The organism is Nakamurella flavida (genome assembly GCF_030811475.1).
In the GTDB taxonomy this organism is placed as follows: domain Bacteria; phylum Actinomycetota; class Actinomycetes; order Mycobacteriales; family Nakamurellaceae; genus Nakamurella; species Nakamurella flavida.
The window spans coordinates 4,235,370-4,257,862 of the sequence record NZ_JAUSQV010000001.1 but is presented as its reverse complement, the minus strand read 5'-3'; the positions used below and the strand labels follow the sequence as shown (position 1 = coordinate 4,257,862).

At 74.3% G+C, this 22,493-nt stretch carries 17 protein-coding genes; 7 read left to right on the top strand and 10 right to left on the bottom strand.

The window, feature by feature from the left end:
- Positions 1-6: 6 nt before the first annotated feature.
- From J2S58_RS18815 to ddaH, 6 genes are all read right to left on the bottom strand, one after another.
- Complete coding sequence (locus J2S58_RS18815) at positions 7-321, bottom strand: EthD family reductase (RefSeq protein WP_205257262.1); 315 nt, start codon at positions 319-321, stop codon at positions 7-9.
- 96 nt (positions 322-417) lie between these two features.
- Positions 418-1,377, bottom strand: coding sequence for a universal stress protein (locus J2S58_RS18810; protein WP_205257261.1), 960 nt, complete (start codon positions 1,375-1,377; stop codon positions 418-420).
- A 429-nt stretch (positions 1,378-1,806) separates the two neighbouring features.
- Positions 1,807-4,368: a dihydroxyacetone kinase phosphoryl donor subunit DhaM gene (gene dhaM / locus J2S58_RS18805; protein WP_205257260.1), complete on the bottom strand. Its 2,562-nt coding sequence runs from the start codon at positions 4,366-4,368 to the stop codon at positions 1,807-1,809.
- 43 nt (positions 4,369-4,411) lie between these two features.
- Entirely contained in the window at positions 4,412-5,032 is a 621-nt protein-coding gene (gene dhaL / locus J2S58_RS18800) for a dihydroxyacetone kinase subunit DhaL (protein WP_205257259.1), read from the bottom strand.
- A gap of 3 nt (positions 5,033-5,035) precedes the next feature.
- Positions 5,036-6,037, bottom strand: coding sequence for a dihydroxyacetone kinase subunit DhaK (dhaK, locus tag J2S58_RS18795; protein ID WP_205257258.1), 1,002 nt, complete (start codon positions 6,035-6,037; stop codon positions 5,036-5,038).
- Between the two features lie 148 nt (positions 6,038-6,185).
- Positions 6,186-6,989, bottom strand: a complete 804-nt coding sequence (ddaH, locus tag J2S58_RS18790) for a dimethylargininase (protein ID WP_205257257.1) — start codon at positions 6,987-6,989, stop codon at positions 6,186-6,188.
- 607 nt (positions 6,990-7,596) lie between these two features.
- On the opposite strand from ddaH, the gene J2S58_RS18785 reads away from it, so the two are divergent.
- From J2S58_RS18785 to J2S58_RS18765, 5 genes are all read left to right on the top strand, one after another.
- Positions 7,597-8,451 carry a type II secretion system F family protein gene (locus tag J2S58_RS18785; RefSeq protein WP_205257256.1) on the top strand — a complete coding sequence of 285 codons (855 nt, stop codon included), beginning with the start codon at positions 7,597-7,599 and terminating at the stop codon, positions 8,449-8,451.
- Positions 8,448-9,383: a type II secretion system F family protein gene (locus tag J2S58_RS18780; RefSeq protein WP_205257255.1), complete on the top strand. Its 936-nt coding sequence runs from the start codon at positions 8,448-8,450 to the stop codon at positions 9,381-9,383. The genes J2S58_RS18785 and J2S58_RS18780 overlap by 4 nt, the downstream gene beginning before the upstream one ends.
- A 207-nt stretch (positions 9,384-9,590) precedes the next feature.
- Positions 9,591-9,842 (top strand): hypothetical protein, encoded by a 252-nt coding sequence (locus J2S58_RS18775; RefSeq protein ID WP_240188990.1) that lies wholly within the window; start codon positions 9,591-9,593, stop codon positions 9,840-9,842.
- A 26-nt stretch (positions 9,843-9,868) separates the two neighbouring features.
- Positions 9,869-10,246, top strand: a complete 378-nt coding sequence (locus J2S58_RS18770; protein ID WP_205257254.1) for a TadE/TadG family type IV pilus assembly protein — start codon at positions 9,869-9,871, stop codon at positions 10,244-10,246.
- Between the two features lie 128 nt (positions 10,247-10,374).
- Positions 10,375-10,800: a hypothetical protein gene (locus tag J2S58_RS18765; RefSeq protein WP_205257253.1), complete on the top strand. Its 426-nt coding sequence runs from the start codon at positions 10,375-10,377 to the stop codon at positions 10,798-10,800.
- An 88-nt stretch (positions 10,801-10,888) separates the two neighbouring features.
- On the opposite strand, the gene J2S58_RS18760 is transcribed toward J2S58_RS18765, so the two are convergent.
- Entirely contained in the window at positions 10,889-11,425 is a 537-nt protein-coding gene (locus J2S58_RS18760; protein WP_205257252.1) for a GNAT family N-acetyltransferase, read from the bottom strand.
- Between the two features lie 101 nt (positions 11,426-11,526).
- On the opposite strand from J2S58_RS18760, the gene prfB reads away from it, so the two are divergent.
- Both prfB and J2S58_RS18750 read left to right on the top strand, forming a co-directional pair.
- On the top strand, positions 11,527-12,624 hold the full coding sequence (prfB, locus tag J2S58_RS18755; protein WP_205257251.1) for a peptide chain release factor 2: 1,098 nt from the start codon (positions 11,527-11,529) through the stop codon (positions 12,622-12,624).
- A gap of 145 nt (positions 12,625-12,769) precedes the next feature.
- The gene (locus J2S58_RS18750) at positions 12,770-13,450 is read left to right on the top strand and encodes a hypothetical protein (protein ID WP_205257250.1); all 681 of its coding nucleotides are present in this window, start codon (positions 12,770-12,772) and stop codon (positions 13,448-13,450) included.
- Positions 13,451-13,522: 72 nt separating this feature from the next.
- Here J2S58_RS18750 and recD read toward each other — a convergent pair whose 3' ends face one another.
- Genes recD through recC form a run of 3 tightly spaced genes read right to left on the bottom strand, consistent with a single transcriptional unit; the run spans position 13,523 to position 22,421 of the window.
- Complete coding sequence (gene recD / locus J2S58_RS18745; protein WP_205257249.1) at positions 13,523-15,604, bottom strand: exodeoxyribonuclease V subunit alpha; 2,082 nt, start codon at positions 15,602-15,604, stop codon at positions 13,523-13,525.
- Positions 15,601-18,999 (bottom strand): UvrD-helicase domain-containing protein, encoded by a 3,399-nt coding sequence (locus tag J2S58_RS18740; RefSeq protein WP_205257248.1) that lies wholly within the window; start codon positions 18,997-18,999, stop codon positions 15,601-15,603. The genes recD and J2S58_RS18740 overlap by 4 nt, the downstream gene beginning before the upstream one ends.
- On the bottom strand, positions 18,996-22,421 hold the full coding sequence (gene recC / locus J2S58_RS18735) for an exodeoxyribonuclease V subunit gamma (RefSeq protein WP_205257247.1): 3,426 nt from the start codon (positions 22,419-22,421) through the stop codon (positions 18,996-18,998). Before recC ends, J2S58_RS18740 begins: the two co-directional genes overlap by 4 nt.
- Between the last annotated feature and the right edge of the window lie 72 nt (positions 22,422-22,493).

Below are 22,493 nucleotides of genomic sequence, written 5' to 3'. Positions count from 1 at the left end.
GTCGGATCAGAGGGTCGAGATCTCAATGTCGGAGAACAGGATCCGGACCCCGCCGGTGGCCAGGCCGAACACACTCGGGAACAGCGCGGCCGCCTCCGGTGTGGTGACGGCGGCGCTGGCGGCGTCGTAGTCGGCGAAGTACAGGTCGACGCAGCGGTAGGCCGGCGTCGAGGTGCCGTCCTCCTTCGGCCAGACCCGGGAGGTCTCCAGGCCCTGCAGGCCGGGGATCCTCCGCGCCAGCTCGACCTGCTCGGGGTAGGCGGCCTCGAAGGCCTCCGGGTCGGTCGGATTGTCGTAGATGACGGTGATCTTGGTGGGCACGGGCACTCCCTGGAATCGGCGCAGCGGAACTGTTCCCCAGGATCATGCCGGGCCGGGGATCGGGATCGGATGTCCGCCCCGTGGGAACCGGACGGGTCAGGGCCTGGCGGGGACCGGTGCCGGCCGGACGACGGCGACCGGGCACGGGGACCCGGCCAGCACCTCCTGGCCGATGGCGCCCAGAAGCTTCCCGTTGAACCCACCCCGGCCGCGGCTGCCGACCACGAGCAGCCCGGGGCGGACGCCGTCCGCGGGCTCCCGGCAGTACGCCAGGAGGCTCTGCGCGGGGCGGCCGCGGACCACGGACGAGGTCACGGTGACATCGGGGAACTTCTCGGCCCAGACCGCGAGCTGATCGGCCAGCGACTGGGTCTCGGTGCGTTCGGTCTCCGAACGGTCCTGCAGGACGGACGGGTGGTCGCTGTCCAGGCCGACGAGCGCCGGGACGTCCCAGGTGTGGATGACCACCACCCCGACGCCGCGCAGCCGGGCCTCGGCCAGCGCGAAGCCCAGCGCGACCTCGGAGTCCTCGGAACGGTCGACACCGACGACGATCGGACCGGTGTCCAACCCGGCCGCGGCCTGCTCGATGGCCTCAGCAGGGGTCTGCCCGGCGCGGAACTCGGTCCGGATGAGGACGACGGGGCCGTGCGCGTGCCCCACGACCCGGGCGGCGATCGAGCCGGGCATGGCGCTGATGGCCTGGGGCGCACCGGCCGTGCCGACCACCGTCATCTGCGCGTTCTCCGACGCCGTCCGCAGGGCCCCCGCGGGGCTGTCGTGGACCAGGCAGATGTCGATGTCGACGTCCGGGTGGGCACCGAGCACGGCGTCCCGGGTGCGGTTGAGGATCGATGTGGCGCCGGCCCGGACGGACTCCCCCACCTCGCTCATCACCGTCTTGGTCCCGCCGAATCGCGCGCCGGGGACGGTGTAACCGTGGACCAGGCTGACCGAGGTCTGCCGACGACGAGCCTCCCCGGCCGCCCAGCGGGCCGCGGCGGTGGCGGCGTGCGAACCGTCGATGCCGACGACGATGGGCGCGGGTGCGGTCATGCGGGCCTCCTGGAGGAACTGCTCGGAACGGGTCGGTCGAGCCGACGGCGGGACGGGATCGGCAGACCTGCTGTCGTCGGCCGGATGGGCCCTGGGGCGGGGGCCGCACGAGGGGCAGCTGGGTGCTCGGTGGGCGCGGGAGGAGGTGGAGTCGTCACACCCGCTGCGCTTCCGCTGAGCACCGGTGCTCCTGCCCCCCGGCCGTGCCTGGAGATCGTCCGTCATCGAGGACGAAGCCGACTGGACTGCCGACGTGAGGATGGCTCTCGACCCGGCTGACGCTACACCGTTCGGCGGTACCGGGCCGACCAGCCGATCGTCGCCGGAACCCGCTGACCTGGGTGTACCTCGTTGTGCAGCAACGCTTTCGGACCGTCACCGGCCGTCCCGGCGGCCGCGCGCTCGTCCCCTGCGGTGCTCGCGCGGGGGTCAACCCCGCTGGGTGCGGACCAGGTCCTTGATCATCGGGATGCGGGCGGGCGCGACGGACAGCTCGTGCACACCGCGGTCGAGCAGCTCGGCCGCGTACTCGGCCATGCCGGCCATCTCCCCGCAGACCGCGACCGGCGTACCGGCCCGCCGGGCGTGTTCGCACAGCTGGTCCAGGATGCGGGTCATCGCCGTCGAGCCCGGTTCCAGCAGGTCGGCGACCCCCGGCTCGGTGCGGTCGGCAGCCGCGACGTAGCTGGTCAGGTCGTTGGAGCCGATGGAGAGGAAGTCGACCACCGCGCACAGCTCGTCGGCGGCCAGCGCCGCGGCCGGTACCTCGACCATCACCCCGATCGCGTCCGGCACGCGGTGCTCCACCCCGTCCCGCCGGAGCGAGGCCACCGCCTCGCGGACCGCCTCGCCGAAGGCCACCGCCTCGCGCGCCACCGTGACCATCGGGGCCATCACCGACACCCGGTGACCCACCGACGCCCGACAGATCGCCCGCAGCTGGGTGCGCAGCAGGTCGGGGTGGGCCAGGAGGTAGCGCAGGCCCCGGATGCCGAGGAACCCGTTGCGCACGGCATCGACGTCCAGGGCGCGCACCGGCTTGTCCCCGCCGGCGTCGAGCACCCGGATGACGGTCGGCCGTTGTCCGAGGACCCGGAGGATCTCGGCGAGGTCGGCCGTCTGCCGGTCCTCGTCGGGGAAGACGTCCTGGTCGAGGATGAGCAGCTCGGTACGGAGCAGGCCCACCCCGTCGGCACCGGCGTCGACCGCGGCCCGGGCGTCGGCCAGGGACCCGACGTTGGCGCTGACGCTGACCGTGCGGCCGTCGGCCAGCACCACCGGCTCGTGGGCACGCACCATCCGCTGGCGGTGCTCGGCGGCGCGGCGGTCGATGTCGGTGGTCAGGTTGCGGATCTGCTCGGCAGGCGGGTCGACGTGCACCCATCCGGTCTCGCCGTCGACCGAGACCACGGTGCCGTCGGCCACCTCGGCGAGCGCGATCCCGGCCCGCAGCACCAACGGGAGGCCGAGCCCCCGGGCCACGATGACCGCGTGCGCGGTGATCGACCCCCGCGACAGGGCCACCGCGGAGGCGCCCCGCTCGACGAGCAGTGGCACCTCGGACGGGCCGATGTCCTCGGCGACGACCACCGCGCCGTCCAGGTCGGTGGGGATGCGATCGAGGACGACGCCCAGGCGGGCCAGCACCGCGGCGCCGGACTCGCGGACGTCGACCGCGCGGGCGGCCACGAACTCGTCGGGGACGGCGGCCATCTGCCCGGCCCGCCGCACGACCGCCGTCCACCAGGCCGCCTCGGCTCCCGCCGCCATCTCGGCCTGCGCCGCCCGGCGCAGGTCGAGATCGTTGAGCAGCACCGCGTGGGCCGCGTCGAACTCGTTGCCAACACTGAGTTCTCGGGCCGCCGTGGCGATCGCGGCGTCCAACCGACGCCCCTCCGTGGTGATGTCCACCCCGCCCGGGTCCCGGGCCGGCAGCACGTGGGTCAGGTCGTCGGGGATGCGGTCCAGATGGCGCAGCGGGCCCAGCACCAGGCCCGGCGAGCCCGGCACCGCCCGCAGGGCGCCGTCGGCGACGAGCGGCATCGGCGCGCCGGGGGTGCGCAGGAAGGCGCCGGACCGCAGCGGCGCGGCCGTGGTCGGTGCGCCGTGGTGGCTCTCGCCGAACCCGCCGGCGATGGTGGCGGCGACGGCCTCGGCGGCCGCCCACGCGTCCGGGCCCCGCGCGTCGATGTCCACGTCCTCCCCGCCGCGCAGGGCAAGAGCCACCACCGCGAGGACCGACCGCACGTCGACCCCGGGCGTCCCGGGTCGGCCGACGGAGACCCGGGCGTCGCGGGTGGCGACGGCGCGGACCAGTGCCGCGGCGGGCCGGGCGTGCAGGCCCAACGGATTGACCAGCCGTGCGGTGAGGTGGGCCGGGGCGGCGGCCCCGGTCACGTCGATCCGGGCCGCGCGGGTGGCCGCACCCGCGGGTGGTCCTGCGGCGGTGTCCGTCGCGGCGGTTCCGGCCCTGCCCTGGGTGGGCCCGGCGCCGTCTCCGGCGGACCCGTCGTTCCCACCGTCGACGTCCGGGGTCGGCCCGGCGGGGTCGTCGTCCTGTGGCGCGATGGCCACCCCGGACTTCCCCGGGGTGGGGTCGTCGGCCGGGAAGATGCTGCGCGCGGACCGGGCCGCGGCCGCGACGGCCTCCAGATCGCCACCGGACTCCGCGGTGACCGCGGCGGCGACGGCGCCCTCCACCAGGGGCGTGTCGACCACCCGGATGCGGTCGGCCTGCTCGGGATCCAGGAACTCCAGGGCGGTCTCGGCGGTCATCACCGCGCTGCCCAGGTCGTACAGCAGCACCGCGCCGGTACCGTCGTCGGCCTGCTCCACGGCCTGGTTGATGCGGTCGAAGGACGTCCCGATGCCGCCGTCGTCGGTACCGCCGGCGGCGACGATCCGCACGTTGGGCGCCATCTGGCCGGCCAGCGTCGCCAGACCGGCGGCGAGCTCGGCGCTGTGCGAGACGAGGATCAGGCCGATCGACATCCGTCGCTCCCTGGGTCCGACACGGTAGTGGGCGGGGGGACGGTCAGCCGGCCAGGGCGCGCAGGATGTACGCGGTGCTGGTCGCGCCCGGATCCGGGTGGCCGATGGACCGCTCGCCCAGGTAGCTGGCCCGCCCCTTGCGGGCCTGCATCGGGATCGTGGCCGCGGCGGCCTCGGTGGCCGCGTCGGCCGCGGCGGCGAGCACCTCGCCGGGACGGCCGCCGGCGGCGGCCCGCTCCTGCGCGGCCCGCACCGCGGCACCCAGTGCGTCCACCATCGTCTTGTCGCCGGGTTCGGCCTTGCCCCGCGCGACGACCCCGTCGCGTGCGGCGGCCAGGGCGGTGGCCACGGCCGGCCCGTCGAGCTCGGCGGCATCGCCCACGGCGGTGGCCGCCCGGAGGAAGGCCGTGCCGAACAGCGGCCCGGACGCCCCACCGACGGTGGAGATCAGCGTGGTGGCCACCAGCTTGAGCACTCCACCGGGAGTGCCGGGGAGATCCCCGTCGAGCTTGCCGAGCACTGCCGAGAACCCACGGGCCAGGTTCTCCCCGTGGTCCCCGTCGCCGATCTCCCGGTCCAGCGCGGTGAGCTCGCTCCGGTACTCACCGACGGCGGCAGCCGCGGCACGGATGGCACTCACCGTCGAGGCGGCATCACAGGTCATCGGTCAAACTCCCCATCGCAGTGCGGCGGTGTGCACGGGTGCATCCCACAGCGACATCATCTCGTCGTCCAATTGGAGCATGGTGATCGACATCCCCTGCATCTCCAGTGCCGTCACGTAATTGCCGACCAGCGAGCGGGCGACGGTGATCCCGCGGGACTCCAGCTGCCCGCGCACCGATCCGTAGGCCAGGTACAGCTCCATCAGAGGGGTACCCCCCAACCCGTTGAGCAGGACGATCACCCGGTCCCCCGCGGCGAACGGCAGATCGGTGACGACGGCCTCGAGCAGCAGCGCGACGATGCCGTCCGCGGGCAGCATCGCCCGGCGTTCCCGGCCGGGCTCGCCGTGGATGCCGACACCGAACTCCATCTCGTCCTCGCCGAGGGTGAAGGACGGTTCCCCGGAGTGCGGCACCGTGCTCGGCCGCAGTGCGACACCCATGCTGCGCACCACGCCGACGACCCGCTCGGCGAGCGCGTGCACGGTGTCCAGGTCGTCGCCGCGGGCCACGGCCGCTCCGACGATCTTCTCCAGCAGGACGGTCCCCCCGACCCCGCGGCGACCGGCGGTGAAGGTGGAGTCCCGGACGGCCACGTCGTCGTCCACGATCACGGTGCGCACCTCGATCCCGTCCGCCTGGAGCAGTTCGGCGGCGGTCTCGAAGTTCAGGACGTCGCCGGTGTAGTTCTTGACGACGAGCAGGATCCCGGCACCGGCGTGCACCGCGTGGGCCGCAGCGACGACCTGATCGGGTGTGGGCGAGCTGAAGACGGTGCCGGGGACGGCCGCGTCGAGCATCCCGTCGCCGACGAAACCGGCGTGCAGGGGTTCGTGACCGCTGCCCCCACCGGAGACGACGGCGACCGTGCCGCGCACCGTCGGGGTGGCCCGGGCGACGAACAGGGGATCCAGTGACAGTGTCACCAGATCGGGATGGGCCAGGGCGAAACCCTGCAGCGACTCCCGCACCACGTCGGCGGGGTCGTTGATGATCTTCTTCACGGTGAGCCCTCCCGCGCCGGATCACGGAGCGCGCGGCGCCCATGCTCCCACGGCCCGGTGGACGCTGCTCGGCGCCCGCCGCGGTGGCCCCGATCGCCCGGTCCGGCCAGGTCGACCGGCCGGCCACGCCCGTCCGCCGCCGGGGTGGTCATCGCGGCGTCCGGAGCCGGACCGACAGGCAGGTGACGCACCCCTCCAACTTCTCGAACTCACCGATCTCCACCGGCACCGGGGTGAAACCGAGGTCGGCGAGCAGGTCGGCCGAGCGCGGCGCCGACGCCGCGATGAGCAGGCGACCCTCCCCCAGGTCGACCACGTGCGCGCCGCCCTCCTCCGGCATCGGACGAAAGAGGGGGAAGAAGCCCGGGTCGTCGACGATCGGGGGGTACCCGATGATCGTGCCGTCCGGCAGCGCGGTGACCGCGGACTTGAGGTGCAGCACCCGGGTGAGCGGGACCGCGACGACCGTCCGACCCAGGAGCGCCGCCGCGGACCGCAGCGCCGCGACGCCGGCCGCATCGGTGCGCCCGCCGCGTCCCACGTAGACCCGGTCGCCGACCTGCATCACGTCACCACCGTCCAGGGTGCCGGCCCCGAGCTCACGGACGTCGAAGCCCAGTTCCCGCAACGCATCTCCGGTGCCGGCGACCTCGGCGCGGCGACTCGGGGCGCCGGGGCGGGTGAGCACCGCCGTCCGCCCCATCACCACCACCGTGTCCTCCACGAAGACGCCGTCGGGGCACTCGTCCGCCGCGTCGACCTCGACCGTCCGCCAACCGGTCCCGCGCATCGCCGCGACGTACCCGGCCCACTGCTCCGCGGCCAGCTCCGCATCCACCGCCTGACGTTCGATGTGGGTGGTGAGGCCGTCGGCCACCCGGGGGGACGGGCGACGGACCAGCGCGATCGGTCCGACCACCGCGGTGTCCGGTGCCGATGACGGTGCGGTCATGGGGATCTCGCTCTCTGCGCGGGTGGACGATGCGTGGATGCCGCATCCGGTGGCTGGGGCGCCGGTGTGCGGCACACGGTAGCGGCGACCGCCGACACGGGGCCGCACACGTCCTGGAACGGCCCCGTGGTGGCGCGCCGACGACGGACGTCGACGGCCCGGTGACGGCCCCGCCGCCGTTGTTCGCGCAGCGCGGACCGTTCGGGCCCGCCGGGCCGATTCGGGTGATTCCCGTTCTCGTCACCGGGTTCTCCCGCTCGCCGACCGGGGCCCGGGGAGTGTCCGGACGCCGCAGTCACCCGGGGTGAGCGCACCTGGGGTGACGTCACCCGGCTGATCCCCGCGGGACCGACTTCGATCCGGGTTCTCCCTGCGGCCCCGCGGCGGGCAGGGGATCCGCCGGGCCCGACGGAGCCGATCACCCACCGTCATGACACCACCGCTGACGCCATGTCCCCGACCCTTCCGCCACCCACCGCCGGATCCCTTCTCAGGGCCCATCGGGCCAGGTCAGCGGCTTGTCCACATTCGAGTGACCCGGGCTCCGTGGACCCTCCCGGCTGGGTAACGTCCCGTCCCGGTCGAGTCGCGACGAGGGGGTGCGGGTATGGGTTCTTTGATCGGTCTGGTCGCCGGGATCGGCGTCCTGCTCGTGTGGGCGGGGCTCTCGACGGCACCCCGGCACCCGCGCTCCCGGGTCCGGCACGACCGCATGCAGGAGCAGCTCATCCAGGCCGGGCTGAGCGGGGTCACCCCGTCCCAGCTCGTCGCCCTGCAGGCGCTCGCGGGGGTGGTGGTCACCGTCGTCGCGCTCGTCGTCACCGGATCCGTGGTGGTGTCCCCACTCCTGGGCGCCTTCGGGGCCATGGTGCCGCGCCTGCTCGTCAGCCGACTGCGGCACCGACGGCAGGCCGACCTGCGCGACCTGTGGCCCGAGGTGGTCGACAACCTCACCTCCGGGGTCCGGGCCGGGCTGTCCCTCCCCGAGGCGCTGGCCTCCATCGGCGTCCGCGGACCGGAGCAGCTCCGGGAACCGTTCGTACGCTTCGGTTCCGACTACCGCACCACCGGGCACTTCAACCGGAGCCTGGACGCTCTCAAGGCCGCCCTCGCCGATCCCGTGGGCGACCGGGTCTGCGAGTCGCTCCGGGTCGCCCGGGAGGTCGGCGGGACCGATCTCGGTCGCCTGCTGACGACGCTGTCCACCTTCCTGCGCGACGATGCCCGCACCCGTGCCGAACTCGGCGCCCGACAGTCCTGGTCGGTGAACGCCGCGCGCATGGCGGTGGCCGCCCCCTGGCTCGTGCTGGTGCTCCTGGCGACCCAGCGGGCCACCATCCAGGCCTACGACACCCCGACCGGTGCGCTGATTCTCGGCGCCGGCGCCGTGGCGTCGGTGGGCGCGTACCGCCTGATGATCCGGATCGGTCGCCTGCCCGAGGACAAGCGGGTGCTGCGGTGACGCCCACCCTCCTCGGCGGCCTGATCGGTGGACTCCTGGCCGCCGGGTTGCTGCTCGCCGTGCTGTCCACCCCGGCCCTGCGCCGGGTCACCCTGGCCGACCGCATCGCCCCGTACCTGGCCGACACCGCCTCGGTGTCGCGTCTGCTCTCCGCACCGGCGGGGGGCACGGCCACCGCCCTCGGTCGGATCACCGCGCCCCTGCTGCGGGATGCCGCCCGGATCGTCGACCGCGTCCTCGGTGGTCGCGCCTCCGTCCGGCGCCGCCTCGACGCCCTCGGCGAGGGCGGAACCGTCGAGGAGTTCCGGGCCGAACAGGTGCTGTGGGGCGCCATCGGTGCCGGCGCCGGTGTGGTCGTCGGGCTGCTGGCCGCGGTGGTCGGGCAGGCCGGCCCCCTGGTCATCGCCCTGCTCGTCCTCGGCTGCGCCCTGGGCGGCGTCTTCGCCCGCGACTGGTGGCTCGGGCAGGCCCTCGCCCGACGGGACGCCGACATCATCGCCGAGTTCCCGGTGGTGGCCGAGATGCTGGCCCTCGCGGTCACCGCGGGTGAGGGGCCGATGGGGGCGATCGACCGGGTGACCCGGCTCGCCCACGGCCACCTCGTCGACCAGCTCACCGGAATCCTCGCCGACACCCGTTCAGGCACACCGTTCCTGGTGGCCGTCACCACCATGCGCGACCGGACGCGACTCGAGCCGCTGTCCCGCTTCCTGGACGGCATGGCCGTGGCGATCGACCGCGGCACACCGCTCGCCGACGTGCTGCGCGCCCAGGCCGCGGACGTCCGGGCGCTCAGCAAACGACAGCTCCTCGAGTCCGGTGGCCGCAAGGAGATCGCGATGATGGTGCCCGTCGTCTTCCTGGTGCTCCCCATCACCATTCTCTTCGCCCTCTACCCCGGCCTGGTGGCCATCACCACCGTGGCGCAATGACGGCCCCGCCACCCGACGGCGTCGGTGTGCGTCGTCGTCCCGGTCGTTCCCGTCCCACCCGTACCGACCTCACCCCTCCCGACCCCACCAGGGCTGACCCCATCCGGATGGACCCCACCCGTGTGGACCCGATCCGTGTGGGCCCCCCGCGTCCCGACCCCACCCGCTCCGGCGCCGCCCGGCGCCGGGTATCCGAAGGAGATCCTGATGACCCGCCTCGCACAGACCATGACCCTCTGGACGACGGTGGCGATGCTGCGTGCCCTGTCCCTCGCCGATCGGGCTCGCGGCCGCGCGGCCGCGTCCCGCGACGAGGACGACCGGGGCGACGTCCCGGGCTGGGTGATGATCACCGTGATGACGGCCATCGTCACCATCGCCCTGCTCGCGGTGTTCCAGGAGCAGGTCGAGACCGCGGTCAGGAACGCCTTCGAGTCGGTGACCGGCGCGGGGAAGTAACCGACCCCGCCGACCGCGGATCGGCGGTGGCCGAGTTCGCGATGGTCCTGGTGATGCTGCTGCTGATCTTCCTGGCCCTGCTGTCGTTCGGACTCTGGGCGTACGCCCGCACCGTCCTCACCTCCGCGGCGGCGGACGCCGCGCGGTACGCCGCCAATGCCGACGTCCCCGACCGGGCGGCGACGGCGCGTGCCCACGACATCCTCGGGGACGGACCGGTGGGTGGCACCCGGGAGGAGCTGGTCTGCTCGACGTCGGCGGACGGTCTGCTCGTGGCGGTCACCTGCACCATGCCGGCGCCCGGCATCGTGGGATTGCTCGACGGGGTCTTCCCCGACATCTCGGCCACCGGGCACTCCGCCGATGAGGGTGCCCTGGATCCGGGTCCGGCGGGGCGACGGTGACGCTCCCCCCGGTCTTCCCCCGGGCGTTCCCCCGGGTGTTCCTCCGCCACCAGTCGACACCGTCGGCACGGCCCGCACGGTCGGGCCCCGAGGGATCGACGCCCGAACCGGCCGACGAGGGCCGGGCCATGATCGAGGTCGTCTTCCTGGCCGTGCTGCTGCTCATCCCGACCATCTACATCCTGATCAGCGTGCTGATGATCCAGTCCGCCACCTTCGCGGTCAGCCAGGCCGCCCGCGACGCCGGCCGCCTGATGGACTCGGCCCCGTCGATCCGGGTCGGCCTCGACCGGGTCCGGGAGATGGCGGCCGTGGCGGCCACCGACCAGCGGGTCGACGCCGATTCCGTCCGGCTCCGCTTCGTCGCCGCCGGTCAGGAGTGCACGACCGCCCCGGAGGTCACGCCGACGCTGCGCCCCGGCGCGGTGTACGACATCTGCGTCATCGCGGTCATCCGGCTCCCCGGCGTTCCCTCGGTGCTGGACGGCTCGCGCAACACGGTGACCGGGGTCTTCACCCTGCACGTGGGTGAGTTCCGGCAGACCGTGTCCTGAGCACCTGCGGGGATGACTCCGGAGCGACCCGATCCGTCCGGGCCGGACCCGTCCAGGCCCGATCCGGGCTCACCACGCCCCGCCGTGCTCAGCGCAGCGCGAGCCGGGCGGAGCGGAACCCCGGTGGCGACGGGTCACTGCGATCCTCGTCCGGGGACTCGTCGAGGAGGAAACCGAGGGAGCGCAGCACCGAGCGCTGGGCGAGGTCGGTGTGGCGGTAGAGCACCTCCACCGAGGTGATCCCGCGGTGGCGGGCCTGGGCGAGCATGAACCGGGCCGCTGAGGTGGCCAGCCCGTGACCCCGGACGCGCGGGTGCAGCGCGAAGGCGCGGATCAGGCACTCACCCGGTCCCGGGTGGTGCATCAACCCCTCCATGAGACCGACCAGCCGACCAGCGCGTTCCACCCCCCACGCCCGTTTCGACTCGGGATCGGCGTCCAGCGGGACCGCCAGCCGCACCAGGAGCGCGTCCCGGGGCTGCTCGCCAGAGGCCAGCACATCGAGAACGGATGCGCCGCAGGCATCCACCAGTGCCTGGACCGCGGCGTCGTCGGACCGGCGGAGTCGTCGCACGGTCACCTCGGGACCGGGCACCTCGGGGCCGGGCCCCGCTGCGTGGAACATCGGGCCATGATCACACCCGCGGTCACCCGGCGCAGCCCGCCGACCGATGGATCCCGTTCGGCAGAAATGGACCCTGGTCCACGCGCGTAAACTCACCTCTCGTGAATCTCGACGATGCTGCAGCGGTCAAATCCCTCGGAACCACCCTGAGCAGCATCGAAGCCGTGATGGACGTCGAGAAGCTCAACGCGCGCATCGCCGAGCTGTCCGAGCAGGCCAGTGCGCCCGACCTGTGGAACGACCAGGAGAAGGCGCAGCGGGTCACCAGCCAGCTCTCCCACACCCAGGCCGAGCTCAAGCGGGTCCAGGACCTGCGCTCCCGCCTGGACGATCTCGACGTGCTGTTCGAGCTGGCGGACGAGGACGAGGAGAACCTCCCCGAGGCGCACTCCGAGATGGCCGCGCTGCGGACCGACATCGACGCCATGGAGGTGCAGACGCTGCTGTCCGGGGAGTACGACGCCCGGGAAGCCCTGGTCACCATCCGGTCCGAGGCCGGCGGGGTCGACGCCGCCGACTTCGCGGAGATGCTCCAGCGCATGTACCTGCGCTGGTCCGAGCGGCACGGCTACCCCGTCGAGGTCTACGACACCTCCTACGCGGAGGAGGCCGGCATCAAGTCGACCACCTTCAGCGTCAAGTCGCCCTACGCCTACGGCACCCTCTCCGTGGAGCAGGGCACCCACCGACTCGTCCGCATCTCCCCCTTCGACAACCAGGGACGACGGCAGACCTCCTTCGCCGGGGTCGAGGTGGCCCCGGTCGTGGAGACCTCCGACCACGTGGAGATCGACGAGAAGGAACTGCGGGTCGACGTGTACCGCTCGTCGGGTCCCGGCGGTCAGGGCGTGAACACCACCGACTCCGCGGTCCGCATCACTCACATCCCCACCGGCATCGTGGTGTCCTGCCAGAACGAGCGCTCGCAGATCCAGAACCGCGCCTCCGCGATGACCGTGCTGCAGGCCAAACTGCTGGCCCGCCGCCGCGAGGAGGAGAAGGCGACGATGGACGCGCTCAAGGATGCCGGCAACTCCTGGGGCAACCAGATGCGCTCCTACGTCCTGCACCCGTACCAGATGGTCAAGGACCTGCGGACGGAGTTCGAGGTCGGCAACCCGTCCGCCGTGTTCGACGGGGAGATCGACGGCTTCATCGAGGCGGGCATCCGCTGGCGGCGGAACGCGGAGACCTCCTGATCCACGGTCACCCCGCCGCGGCGGGACCGCTCGACGCGCCCCCACGGCCCGACCGGGGGGTTCGGCCGGTCACCGGCCGTCCGTACCATCGGTCGTCAGCACCGGACCGGCCATCCGGACCGGCACGAGACGGACGGAACCCCTCATGCGCCTGCCCATCCCCGGCCCGAACGACCTGCTCAAGGCGGCCGGCAAGAGCTACGACGCCGTCGAGCAGGCCATCGCCCTCGTGCCCCGCGCGGTCGCGCTGCTGACCCAGGCCGAGCAGTTGATCGCCCGGGTGGACAGCATGGTCGGCGAGATCGAGAAGACGCAGTTGCGCGCCCGCGACGTGGTCATCCGGACCGAGGCCGTGGTCGAGGAGGCCGAGAGGACGGCGCTGCACACCGATCTCGTGGTGCGACGCGCCGAGGCCACGGTCACCGGCGCCGAGACCGTGGTCGTCCGGGCGCAGCTCATCACCGACGAGATCGGGCCGATGCTCGATCGTTTCACCCCCGCGCTGACCAAGCTCGAGCCCATCGTCACCCGGATCGCCGACACCACCAACGAGCGGGAGGTGGACGCCGTCATCACCCTGGTCGACCACCTGCCGGGGATCGTCGACAAGGTCGAACGGGACATCCTGCCGATCCTGGACACCCTGGGCACGGTCGCGCCCGACGTCCGCGAGCTGCTCGACGTCACCCGGGAGTTCAACGAGATCCTCAGCTCCCTGCCCGGCATGGGACGGATCCGCAAGCGCATCGAGGAACGCCAGGAGGAGGAGGACACCCACCTCGCCGGCGAGCAGGTCAGCACCGCGCCGGAACGCATCCGCGACTGACCGGGGCGCCGGTCACGCCCACCACGGTGCGATGTCCCGCGACCCGGCTCCGACGGCCGGAACGGGAACGGGTCACGCCCGGGCGCGCAGCCGCTGTCGCAGCCCGCTGGCCCGGGTGGCGGGACGGCCCACCGCGATCCGCACCGCGTCGGCCGTGCCCACGACGCGGACGTGTTCCTCGGTGCGGGTCAGGGCGGTGTAGAGCAGTTCCCGGGTCAGCAGCGGTGATTCCGGCGGCGGCAGGACCAGGGTGACGCGGGCGAACTGGCTGCCCTGACTCCGGTGGACGGTCAGGGCGTGCATCGTCTGCACCTCGGACAGCCGGGACGGGGCGATCTGCACCGTCCCGTCCCCGCGCGGGAAGGCGGCGCGCAGTTCGCCGTCGGCCGCCCGGACGGTGACCCCGCTGTCCCCGTTGAACAGGCCCAACGCGTAGTCGTTCGCGGTGACCAGGAGTGGCCGGCCCGCGTACCACTCCGCCGACGGGCCCGACCCGGTCGCCTCCTCGATCCACCGCTCGATGCGACGGCTCCACCACTGCACGCCGTAGGGGCCGGCCCGGTGCGCGCAGAGCACCCGGTGACGGCCGAGCAGCCGGACAGCCCCGGCCCCGTCCCCGTCCAGGGCCGCCGCCACGATGGCGCGATCGGCGGCCACCACGTCCCGCTGGATGCCCGGCAGGGCGGCGAGCTCGTCCGAGAAGCTCACCCCGCCCTCGCCGGCCTCGAGGAGGGCCACCGCGGTGTCCGCGTCGCCGCGTCGGACCGCGGCCGCCAGCTCGGCCACCGCGCCGCCGAACCGCCAGATGTGATCGAGGATGACCACGCGCCCGGCTGCGGATCGGACGGGCCGGCCGGCGCCGGGGGCCGTCCCGGTCGTCTCGGACCGGTCCCGGTCCATCGTTCCCACCCGGTCACCACCCAGCCCGTCACCACCAGCCCGGTCACCACCCACCCCGTCCCCCGCACCCGGGACGGCGTCGGTCCGCGTACCGGCGGCCGGCTCGTCGGTGAGCCCGCCCACCAGGTCGGCGAGGACGGCGCCGGCCTCCACGGAGGCCAGCTGGTCCGGATCGCCGACGAGCAGCAGGCGCGCGTCCGGCCGCACCGCCTCGAGCAGGCGGGCCATCAGCGTCAGGGACACCATGGACGTCTCGTCCACGACGACGATGTCGTGCGGCAACCGGTTGTCCCGGTCGTGGCGGAAGCGGGTGCGGCTGCCCGGGCGGTACCCCAGCAGGCGATGGACGGTCGACGCGGTCAGGCCCGCGAGCCGGTCCCGGTCGGCCGGGTCGAAGGACCGGGTGGCGTCCTGCACCGCTTCCTGCAGCCGGGCCGCGGCCTTGCCGGTCGGCGCGGCGAGCGCGACCCGCAGCGGCGGCCCGGGCTGGTCCAGCACCAGGGCCAGGATGCGCGCGACGGTGGTCGTCTTGCCGGTGCCGGGACCCCCGCCGAGCACGGTCGTCCATCCCGTCACCGCCGCCTCGGCGGCCTCGCGCTGCCGGCCGGCCGGGTCGGTGAAGAGGCGGTCGAGCCCGCTGCGCAGCAGCACCGGGTCGAACCGCGGCGGTGGGCCCGCCGACCGGGCGACGAGGTCGGCACACACCTGCTCCTCCTGCTCGGCGTACCGATCCAGGTAGAGCAGGTCGTCCTCGAACCGCAGCGGGCCGCCCTCCTGCACCAGCGGGCTCCCCCGCACCGCAGAAGCCCAGGCCGCGGGATCGGGCCACGGCAGATCCGTTGCCACGGCGGGGATCTCGCTCAGGGCCAGGCACACCGACCCGCCCCGCAGCGCCCGGACGGTCAGGGCCACCGCCAGCCGGACGGTCTGGTCACCCTCCCCGCCCAGCTCCCCCAGGCGATCCGCGACGTGCACGTCGGCCGCCTCCAGCACCCCGGCCCGGTTGAAGACGGCGAGCAGACCGGTGGCCCGACGGGCCAGCCGGACGTCGTTCGGGTCCTCGACGGGGACGATCTCGCCGGGCTCGACGTCGCCGGATCCGGCGAACGGACGGCCGGTGGTCGGGTGGTCGATCGCCACCCGGCCGGCGACCGGGAGGCCGGTCGCCCGAGCACCGGCCGCGAGCACACCCGGCGCGTCAGGGAACAGGATCTGTTGCGCGGCAGTAGATCCGGGTTCACGGGGGGCGGTCATCGTCGACCCGCCCGGGCCACGTCCGGCACCCGACCGGCCCCGCCGAGCAGGCCGTCGCCGTCGAGCAGATCGGAGAGTTCGACGATGAGGGCGGGCGGCGGCAGCCAGGAGAAGACGCCGCACGGCACGTCGTCCACCACGGGGGTGTCCGGCCCGCACATCCCGCGGACGAAGAGGTACAGCACCCCGCCCAGGTGGACGGCCGGGTCGTAGCCGGGCTGGCGCCACCGCAGGAACCGGTGCAGCACCACCGAGTACAGCAGGGCCTGCAGGGGGTAGTGCGAGTGCAGCATCGCCTCGGCGACGGCGTCGGGCCGGTAGTCGTGCGCGGACAACGGTGGGCCGTCCATCTCCCCGAGCCAGTTCGTCTTGTAGTCGGCCACCAGGTACCGGGGCCCGGGCAGGCGGAGCACGGCGTCCAGACTCCCGGTCAGGTAGCCGCTCAGCAGCTGGTCCCCCAGCTCGGGCGCGGTGAGTCGGTCGGCGTACGGGGCCAGTGGATCCCCGGCCGGGAGATGGCGGCGCAGGACCGGGGCCAGGTCGGCGAGCCGGACCGCGCCGCGCGGGTCGTCCCCGCCGCCCAACGGGAGCTCGAAGTCCACCTCGGCGAGGCGGTCGGCCAGGCCGATGTCGGCCAGGGCGACCTGCCCGGCCAGCGGCCCCAGCGGGGTGGTGAGCACGGGCAGCAGGGCGGCCGCGAGCTCCGGTGCCGCCACCCCGACCGGTCGGTTGCCGACCTCGGTCACGCACCGCGCCAGGACCTCGGCGGCGAGGTCGTCCGCCCGGGGGTCGACCGTCTCCAGCACGGCGTGGACGAGCGTGCCGAAGGCCGCACCTATGGGCAGATCCCGCATGGGAGAGGAGATGTCGTCGGCCTCCGCCGGACGCAGCGGCACCGGGGGCCTCCCGGCCTCGTCGTCCGGGACGGTGTCCACCCCGGCCTCGTCCGACCGGTCGGCGATGTCCGGTGTCTCGTGCTCGCTGCCCACCCCGGGCCCCGCCGCCGCAGCCGGGGCGGTCAGTGCGCTGTAGGACGTGCGCCGCCAGTGCACGTCGATGTCCCGGGTGAACCGGGCCAGGGTCAGCGGTGTCGATCGCGGGGCCACGACCTGCACCGCGGGCGCGTCCTGGGCCGTCGCGGGCTCGACGACCAGGGCACCCTGGGCCGCCAGGGCCGCGAACCGGTCGGCGGCGGCGTCGTCGGTCGGCAGTGCGGTCGTGTCCGGGACCACCCCGCCGTCCACGGATCGGCCGAGGAGCAGGCGGTGCAGGCCGGATTCGGACGTGTTCGTCGTGGGCGCCCACCAGGTCACCACCTGCGACTGGGCCCGGGTCAGTCCCACGTAGAGCAGGCGCAGGGCCTCACCGGAGGCTTCGCCGGACGCCCGCCGGATCCGGTCGGCCCGACCGGACGCGCCGGGGCCACCCACGTCGAGCTGGCGGATCCCGGTGTCGTCGTGCAGCAGCAGCAGGTCCGGGGTCGGCACCCACCGGTCGAACGCGAAGGGCACATACACCACGGGGAACTGCAACCCCTTGCTGGCGTGCAGGGTGAGGATCTGCACGGCGGCGGCGTCGCTGTCCAGCCGACGGGTCCGGTCGGCACTGGTGTCGCCGCCGGCCTCGCGTCGGCGGCGCCGCAGCCATTCGACGATGCCCGGCAAACCCATCCGGTCCCGACCGGCCACCTCGTGGAGCTCCTGGCCGATGTGCCGCAGATCGGTGAGCAGGCGTTCGCCGCCGGCCGTGGCCAGCAACCGGGGGGTCAGCGCGGTCTGCGCGCCGGCCAGTTCCAGCAGGACGGCGACCCCCCGCGCCTCGACGAGGGCGGCCCAACCCCGCAGCCGGGTACCCAGTTCGTCGCTGAGCGCTTCCCCACCCTCGTCGAGGTCGGTGGCGGTCCGGCCGAGGAAGGCGGTCAGTGCTGCGGCCCGCACCCGACCGGAGCGGTGCGGCTGTTCCAGGGCCTCGAGCAGCACGAGCCAGTCCCCGGCGGCCGGCGTGGCGTACACGCTGCCCGCCCCGGCCACCACGGCCGGGATCCCGGCGTCGCGCAGGGCGTCGCGGGCCAGGGCCGCCTGCTTGTGGGTGGCCACCAGGACCGCGACCTGTCCCGCGGTGAGCGGGTCGTCGGCGAACCGGGCCCGGGAGGTCAGCAACCGGGCGATGTCGCCGGCCAGATCCACGGCCACGAACCGGCGGGCCGCGTCCACCGGGATGGGCCCCGGCCCGGAACGCCGGCCCACCTGATCGCGTCGGACCACCCGGAGCCGGACCGGCGCCGCCACCGGGGCCCCGGTCAGCCGCGCCGGCCGGGCGGCGGTCACCGGTCGCACCACGATGCGGTGGTCCCCCAGCGCAGCCCCACCCATGAGCACCTGCAGCGCCCGGACCAGCGGGGCGTCACTGCGGTGGTTCTCCGACAGGGTCGCCGTGCTGGACGCCGTGGCCGCGGCGGCCAGATAGGCATCGACATCGCCCCCGCGGAAGGCGTAGATCGCCTGCTTGGGGTCACCGATGAGCACCAGGGTGGCGTGCCCGTCGAAGGCGAGCCGGAGAACCTCCCACTGCACCGGGTCGGTGTCCTGGAACTCGTCCACCAGGACGACGGTCCACCGCGAGCGCATCCGTTGCCGAGCCGCGGCATCGGCCGGGCCCAGTGCCTCGGCCACCCGGGCCAGCAGATCGTCGTACCCCAGGATCCCCAGCGCCCGCTTGCGGCGGTCGACCTCCTGACGGACGGCGGCGGTGAACCGCACCTGGCGGGCCGCCGGGGTGCCCGGGTCGGCGTCGTCCGGCACGAGGACCGCCTGCGGGTCGTCGACCACCTTCCGGCCCAGCTCGACGGCGCGGGCCCGATCGAAGATGGGCGGCTCGGCCCCGGGGCGCCCGAAGGCACGGACGTACAGATCGTCGACGACCTGGACCACGAGATCGTCGAGATCGTCGACCAGCTCCGTGCCCGGCTCGCTGTCCCCGGCGACGCCGAGGCCGGTGAGCACCTGCTGGCAGAACTGGTGGGTGGTGGCGATGGTCGCGGCGTCGAAGTCGGCCAGGGCGGTGGCGAGCCGCCGTTGTCGGCGGCGCACCTCGGCGGGGTCCGCTCCGTCACCCCCGGCCAGCAGCGCGAGAACCGGGTCCGCACCCGCCCGGGCCGTGGCCGGGTCGGTGAGCGCGCGCGCCGCGGCCACCAGGTGCTCGCGCACCCGTTCCCGGAGCTCCCGACTGGCCGCGCGCCCGAAGGTGATCACCAGCACCTGGTCCAGGGTGGCGACGCCCTCGGCCACGTAACGGCAGACCAGCGCGCCGACGGTGTGGGTCTTGCCGGTCCCGGCGCTCGCCTCCAGCAGGGTGGTTCCGGTGGGCAACGCACCGGTGGGCGCGAACGGCTTCACAGGATGCCCAGCTGTTCGGCCCCGAACAGGCCGTCGAACCACCGACCGGCCAGCTCGGCGAATCGGTGCGGCTCGCCGGTCGACGCCCCCAGCGGGGAGGGCGGGGCCAGGGTGAGCAGCTCGAACGGCGCGGACGGCCCCCAGATGCGGACGTGCGCGGGGTCGGCGTCCTCCCCCGGGAACTTGTCGCCGGCCCAGGCGTTGGCGGCCCGCCGGCGGGCCTCGGCCTCGGCGATCCCCCGCGCCCGGGCCGCGTGATAGGCCGCCGAGGTCTTCAGCGCCATCGGCAACGGCTCGGTGAGCATGAGGTCGTGGAGCTCGACCAGCTCGGTCAGTCTGCGTTCCGCGGTGGCCCGGTCCAGGGTCGGCAGGGACGAACGGGCGGGGATGCCCCCCGACCCACGCCCCACGCTGACCGCCGTCCATGCCGTCCCGGATCGGCCCGCACACAGCGCGCACAGCGAGATCCACGCACGCAGGCGCTGTTTCACCGAGAGAGCGGAGAACCCGACGGAGACGACCGTGTCGCCGTAGACGTCAGGAACGCTGCCACGCAGCTCGCGCCCGCCGTCCAGGGTGACCGACACGTCGACCGTCCGGCGGGGCTCGGCACGCAACAGGGCTGTGCCGTCCACCAGCGGCTCGACCTGGTTCAGGATGCCGGCCAGCACACCGGCCCCCAGCGGGCCGGGTGGCAGCGTGCCCCGACGCCACTCGGTCTGCCGACACGTCGCCTCGTCGACCCCGGCCAACCGGTCGCGCAGGATGCGGTCACCGACCGCCCACCGCTCCAGCGCGTCCAGTTCGACGGTCCAGTCGTCCGACGGCTCGCCGCGATCGGCCGTGGCCAGCACGTCCAGCCGGCGGCGGAGGAACCCGCGGGCGGGGTGGGTGAGCACGTCGATCACATCGGCGAGTTCGACGTCGCCGGCGACCCGGGCGGGGAGCGGACGGGGCAGGAAGTCCGCCACTGCCCGCCGCTCCCCGGCCGCGGCCTCCGCGCCCGCCCACGCCGTGGCGTCGAAGCTGAACGGACCCGGTCGTCCCAGCGCCCCGGGCAGGAAGTTGCGGCGGTCGAAGGGTTGCAACGGGTGCCGGACCAGCACCTGCTCGCGGACCGGACGGCCGTCCGCGGTCGAGCCGAGATCGTCGAGGGCGTCCAGGATCTCGCCGACCGGGACGGCCGGGGGGAGCACCGCTCCGGTGCGCTCGTCGGCCCCGGTGTAGGTGATCACCACGTGATCGGTGGCCGCCTGCAGGGCGTCCAGCAGCAGCTGACGGTCCTCCCCGCGGGGGTCCCGCTCCCCCGTCACCGGGTCGCGGGCGAGCACGTCGTCGCCGTCCACGCCCGCGCCCCGCGGGAAGATCCCGTCGTCGAGTCCGACCAGGCAGATCACCCGGTGGGGCACGGACCGCATCGGCACCATGGTGCAGACCGTCAGGGTGCCGGTCCGGAAGTTCGCCCGGGTCGGCCGACCGCCGAGTCGGCGATCGAGCAGGGCCCGGACGTCGGCCGGACGCAGCACCACCCGGCCGGCCCGGTCACCGGCCTCCTGCGTGACGGCGGCGAGTTCCCGCCGTAGCTCGGCCACCTGCCACAGGTCGGCATCGGCCACGCTGCCCAGGCTCTCGACCGCCTCGCCCAGCACCGTCAACCAGTGGGCCAGGGGGTGGGCGCCGGTCAGCTCGGTCCGCGCGCTCGCGGCCCGGTCGACCATCTCGGCCAGTCGGCCCGCCAGGTCGACGTCGTTGCTGCCGACGTCGTCCAGGGGCAGGGCCAGACCGAGCCAGCGGTGGTCCTGGTCGGCCATGCCGACCCCCAGCAGCACCCGGTCCAACCCGGTGCGCCAGGTGTTCTGGCCGAACGCCGCGAGGCCGTAGCGGGCGCGGTCGGCGGCGTCCACGCCCCAGCGGACGTTCGCCTGCGCCACCCATTCCGCGATCTGGTCGAGCTCGTCCTCGTCGAACCGGAAGCGGCGGCGGACCGGGGCGGCGGCGGCCAGATCGAGCAGGTCCGACGCGGTCATCCGCCCCTCGGCGAGGGTCAGCAGGCGCCCGGCCAGACCGAGCAGGGGGTTGGTCTGCCGCAGCGCCCGGTCGGCGAGCCGGACCCGGAGCCGGTGGGCGGGGTGCCCGCCGTCCACCACGTCCGCCATCCCGAAGGCGGCTCCGATGAGCGGTGCGTAGACCTCGATGTCCGGGCACATGACGACGATGTCCCGCGGCTGTAGCGAGGCGTCGTCGTCCAGGAGCCCCACCAGCACCTCGCGCAGCACCTCCACCTGGCGGGCGGGGCCGTGGCAGGCGTGCACCTGGACGGTCCGGTCGCCCCGGTCCAGGGGTTCCGTGCCGGCCCCACCACCCGGTGGGCGGTCACCGGCCAGCGAGTGCTGCAGGCGCGCGAGCAGAGTGCCGGTCGGCGGGACGTCCGGGACCGCCGCCGGTGGGACGTCCACCGTGTCCACGCCGGCCAGGGCGACCTGCAGCTCGCGGGCGTCCCGACCCAGCGAGGACAACAGGGGGTTGCGGACCAGGCCGACACTCGCGTCGTCCCGACGCCGGACCGGGCCGCCGGGCGCGCAGCCCGCGAGGGCATCCCACAGGGTCGGCGAGGGATGGGTGAGCCACAGGTGCACATCCCGATGGACGGCCACGGCGGACAGGACGGCGATGTGGGCGGCGGGTAGGCGGGTCACCCCGAAGACACTGAGCCGGCCCGGGAGGTCCACCGACACCGGGTCGGCGCGCAGCCGGGCCAGAGCGTCCGCCGCTCGTCGCACCGGGTCCGGCCCCGGCACCCGCGCTCGGACCCGGCGCCACAGCTCGCTCTGCCAGCGCAGGTCGACCGGGAGCGCCGCTCCGCGACCGTCGGAGTCCGGTTGCGTCCCCGGTGGGCCGGCGGCCCACGCGGCGAGCATCTCCGGGCGGTGCAGGGCGTACCGGTCGAAGAGGCCGGCCAATCGGCGGGCGACGGAGTACCGGCGACCCAGCCGCTCGTCGCCGGCCCACTCCCCCTGACCGTCGTCCGGACCGGCGCCGAGGTGACGGGCGAGGGTGGGACACCACGAGGGATCGGCACCCGGGCCGAGCACGTCCTCGTCCAGGACGTCGAGCACCGTCCAGACCAGGCGGTCCGGGGACCAGGGGTCGAGCTGGATCCCGTGCGGGTCGGTCAGTCCCGACGCGGAAGCCACGATCGCGGCGGGCGTGGGAAAGCTGACCGCCGCGCAGACGCCATCGGCCCGGCCGTCACTGCGCCCGAGGGAGAGGGACAGCTGCTGGGTGACCCACCGTTCCACCCCGCGGGCGGGAACGGCGACGACCTCCTGGGCGAAGGGGTCGGGCAGGGGGACGGCGAGGAGGTCGGCCAGCCCCGAGACCAGGGCGTCGGCCCGGACGGCCCGGTGCACGAAGAGGCTCACCGCCGCATCCCACCCCTCACCGTTCGTGCCGTCACTCGACCGGCCACCTGGGCGCCGCGTCGGGCTCGACCG

Excerpts from the sequence above, each read along its gene's own strand:
- J2S58_RS18810 (WP_205257261.1), bottom strand. The coding sequence starts at position 1,377 with ATGACCGCACCCGCGCCCATCGTCGTCGGCATCGACGGTTCGCACGCC.
- dhaM (WP_205257260.1), bottom strand. The coding sequence starts at position 4,368 with ATGTCGATCGGCCTGATCCTCGTCTCGCACAGCGCCGAGCTCGCCGCC.
- dhaL (WP_205257259.1), bottom strand. The coding sequence starts at position 5,032 with ATGACCTGTGATGCCGCCTCGACGGTGAGTGCCATCCGTGCCGCGGCT.
- ddaH (WP_205257257.1), bottom strand. The coding sequence starts at position 6,989 with ATGACCGCACCGTCATCGGCACCGGACACCGCGGTGGTCGGACCGATC.
- J2S58_RS18785 (WP_205257256.1), top strand. The coding sequence starts at position 7,597 with ATGGGTTCTTTGATCGGTCTGGTCGCCGGGATCGGCGTCCTGCTCGTG.
- J2S58_RS18775 (WP_240188990.1), top strand. The coding sequence starts at position 9,591 with ATGACCCGCCTCGCACAGACCATGACCCTCTGGACGACGGTGGCGATG.
- J2S58_RS18765 (WP_205257253.1), top strand. The coding sequence starts at position 10,375 with ATGATCGAGGTCGTCTTCCTGGCCGTGCTGCTGCTCATCCCGACCATC.
- J2S58_RS18760 (WP_205257252.1), bottom strand. The coding sequence starts at position 11,425 with ATGTTCCACGCAGCGGGGCCCGGCCCCGAGGTGCCCGGTCCCGAGGTG.
- J2S58_RS18750 (WP_205257250.1), top strand. The coding sequence starts at position 12,770 with ATGCGCCTGCCCATCCCCGGCCCGAACGACCTGCTCAAGGCGGCCGGC.
- recD (WP_205257249.1), bottom strand. The coding sequence starts at position 15,604 with ATGACCGCCCCCCGTGAACCCGGATCTACTGCCGCGCAACAGATCCTG.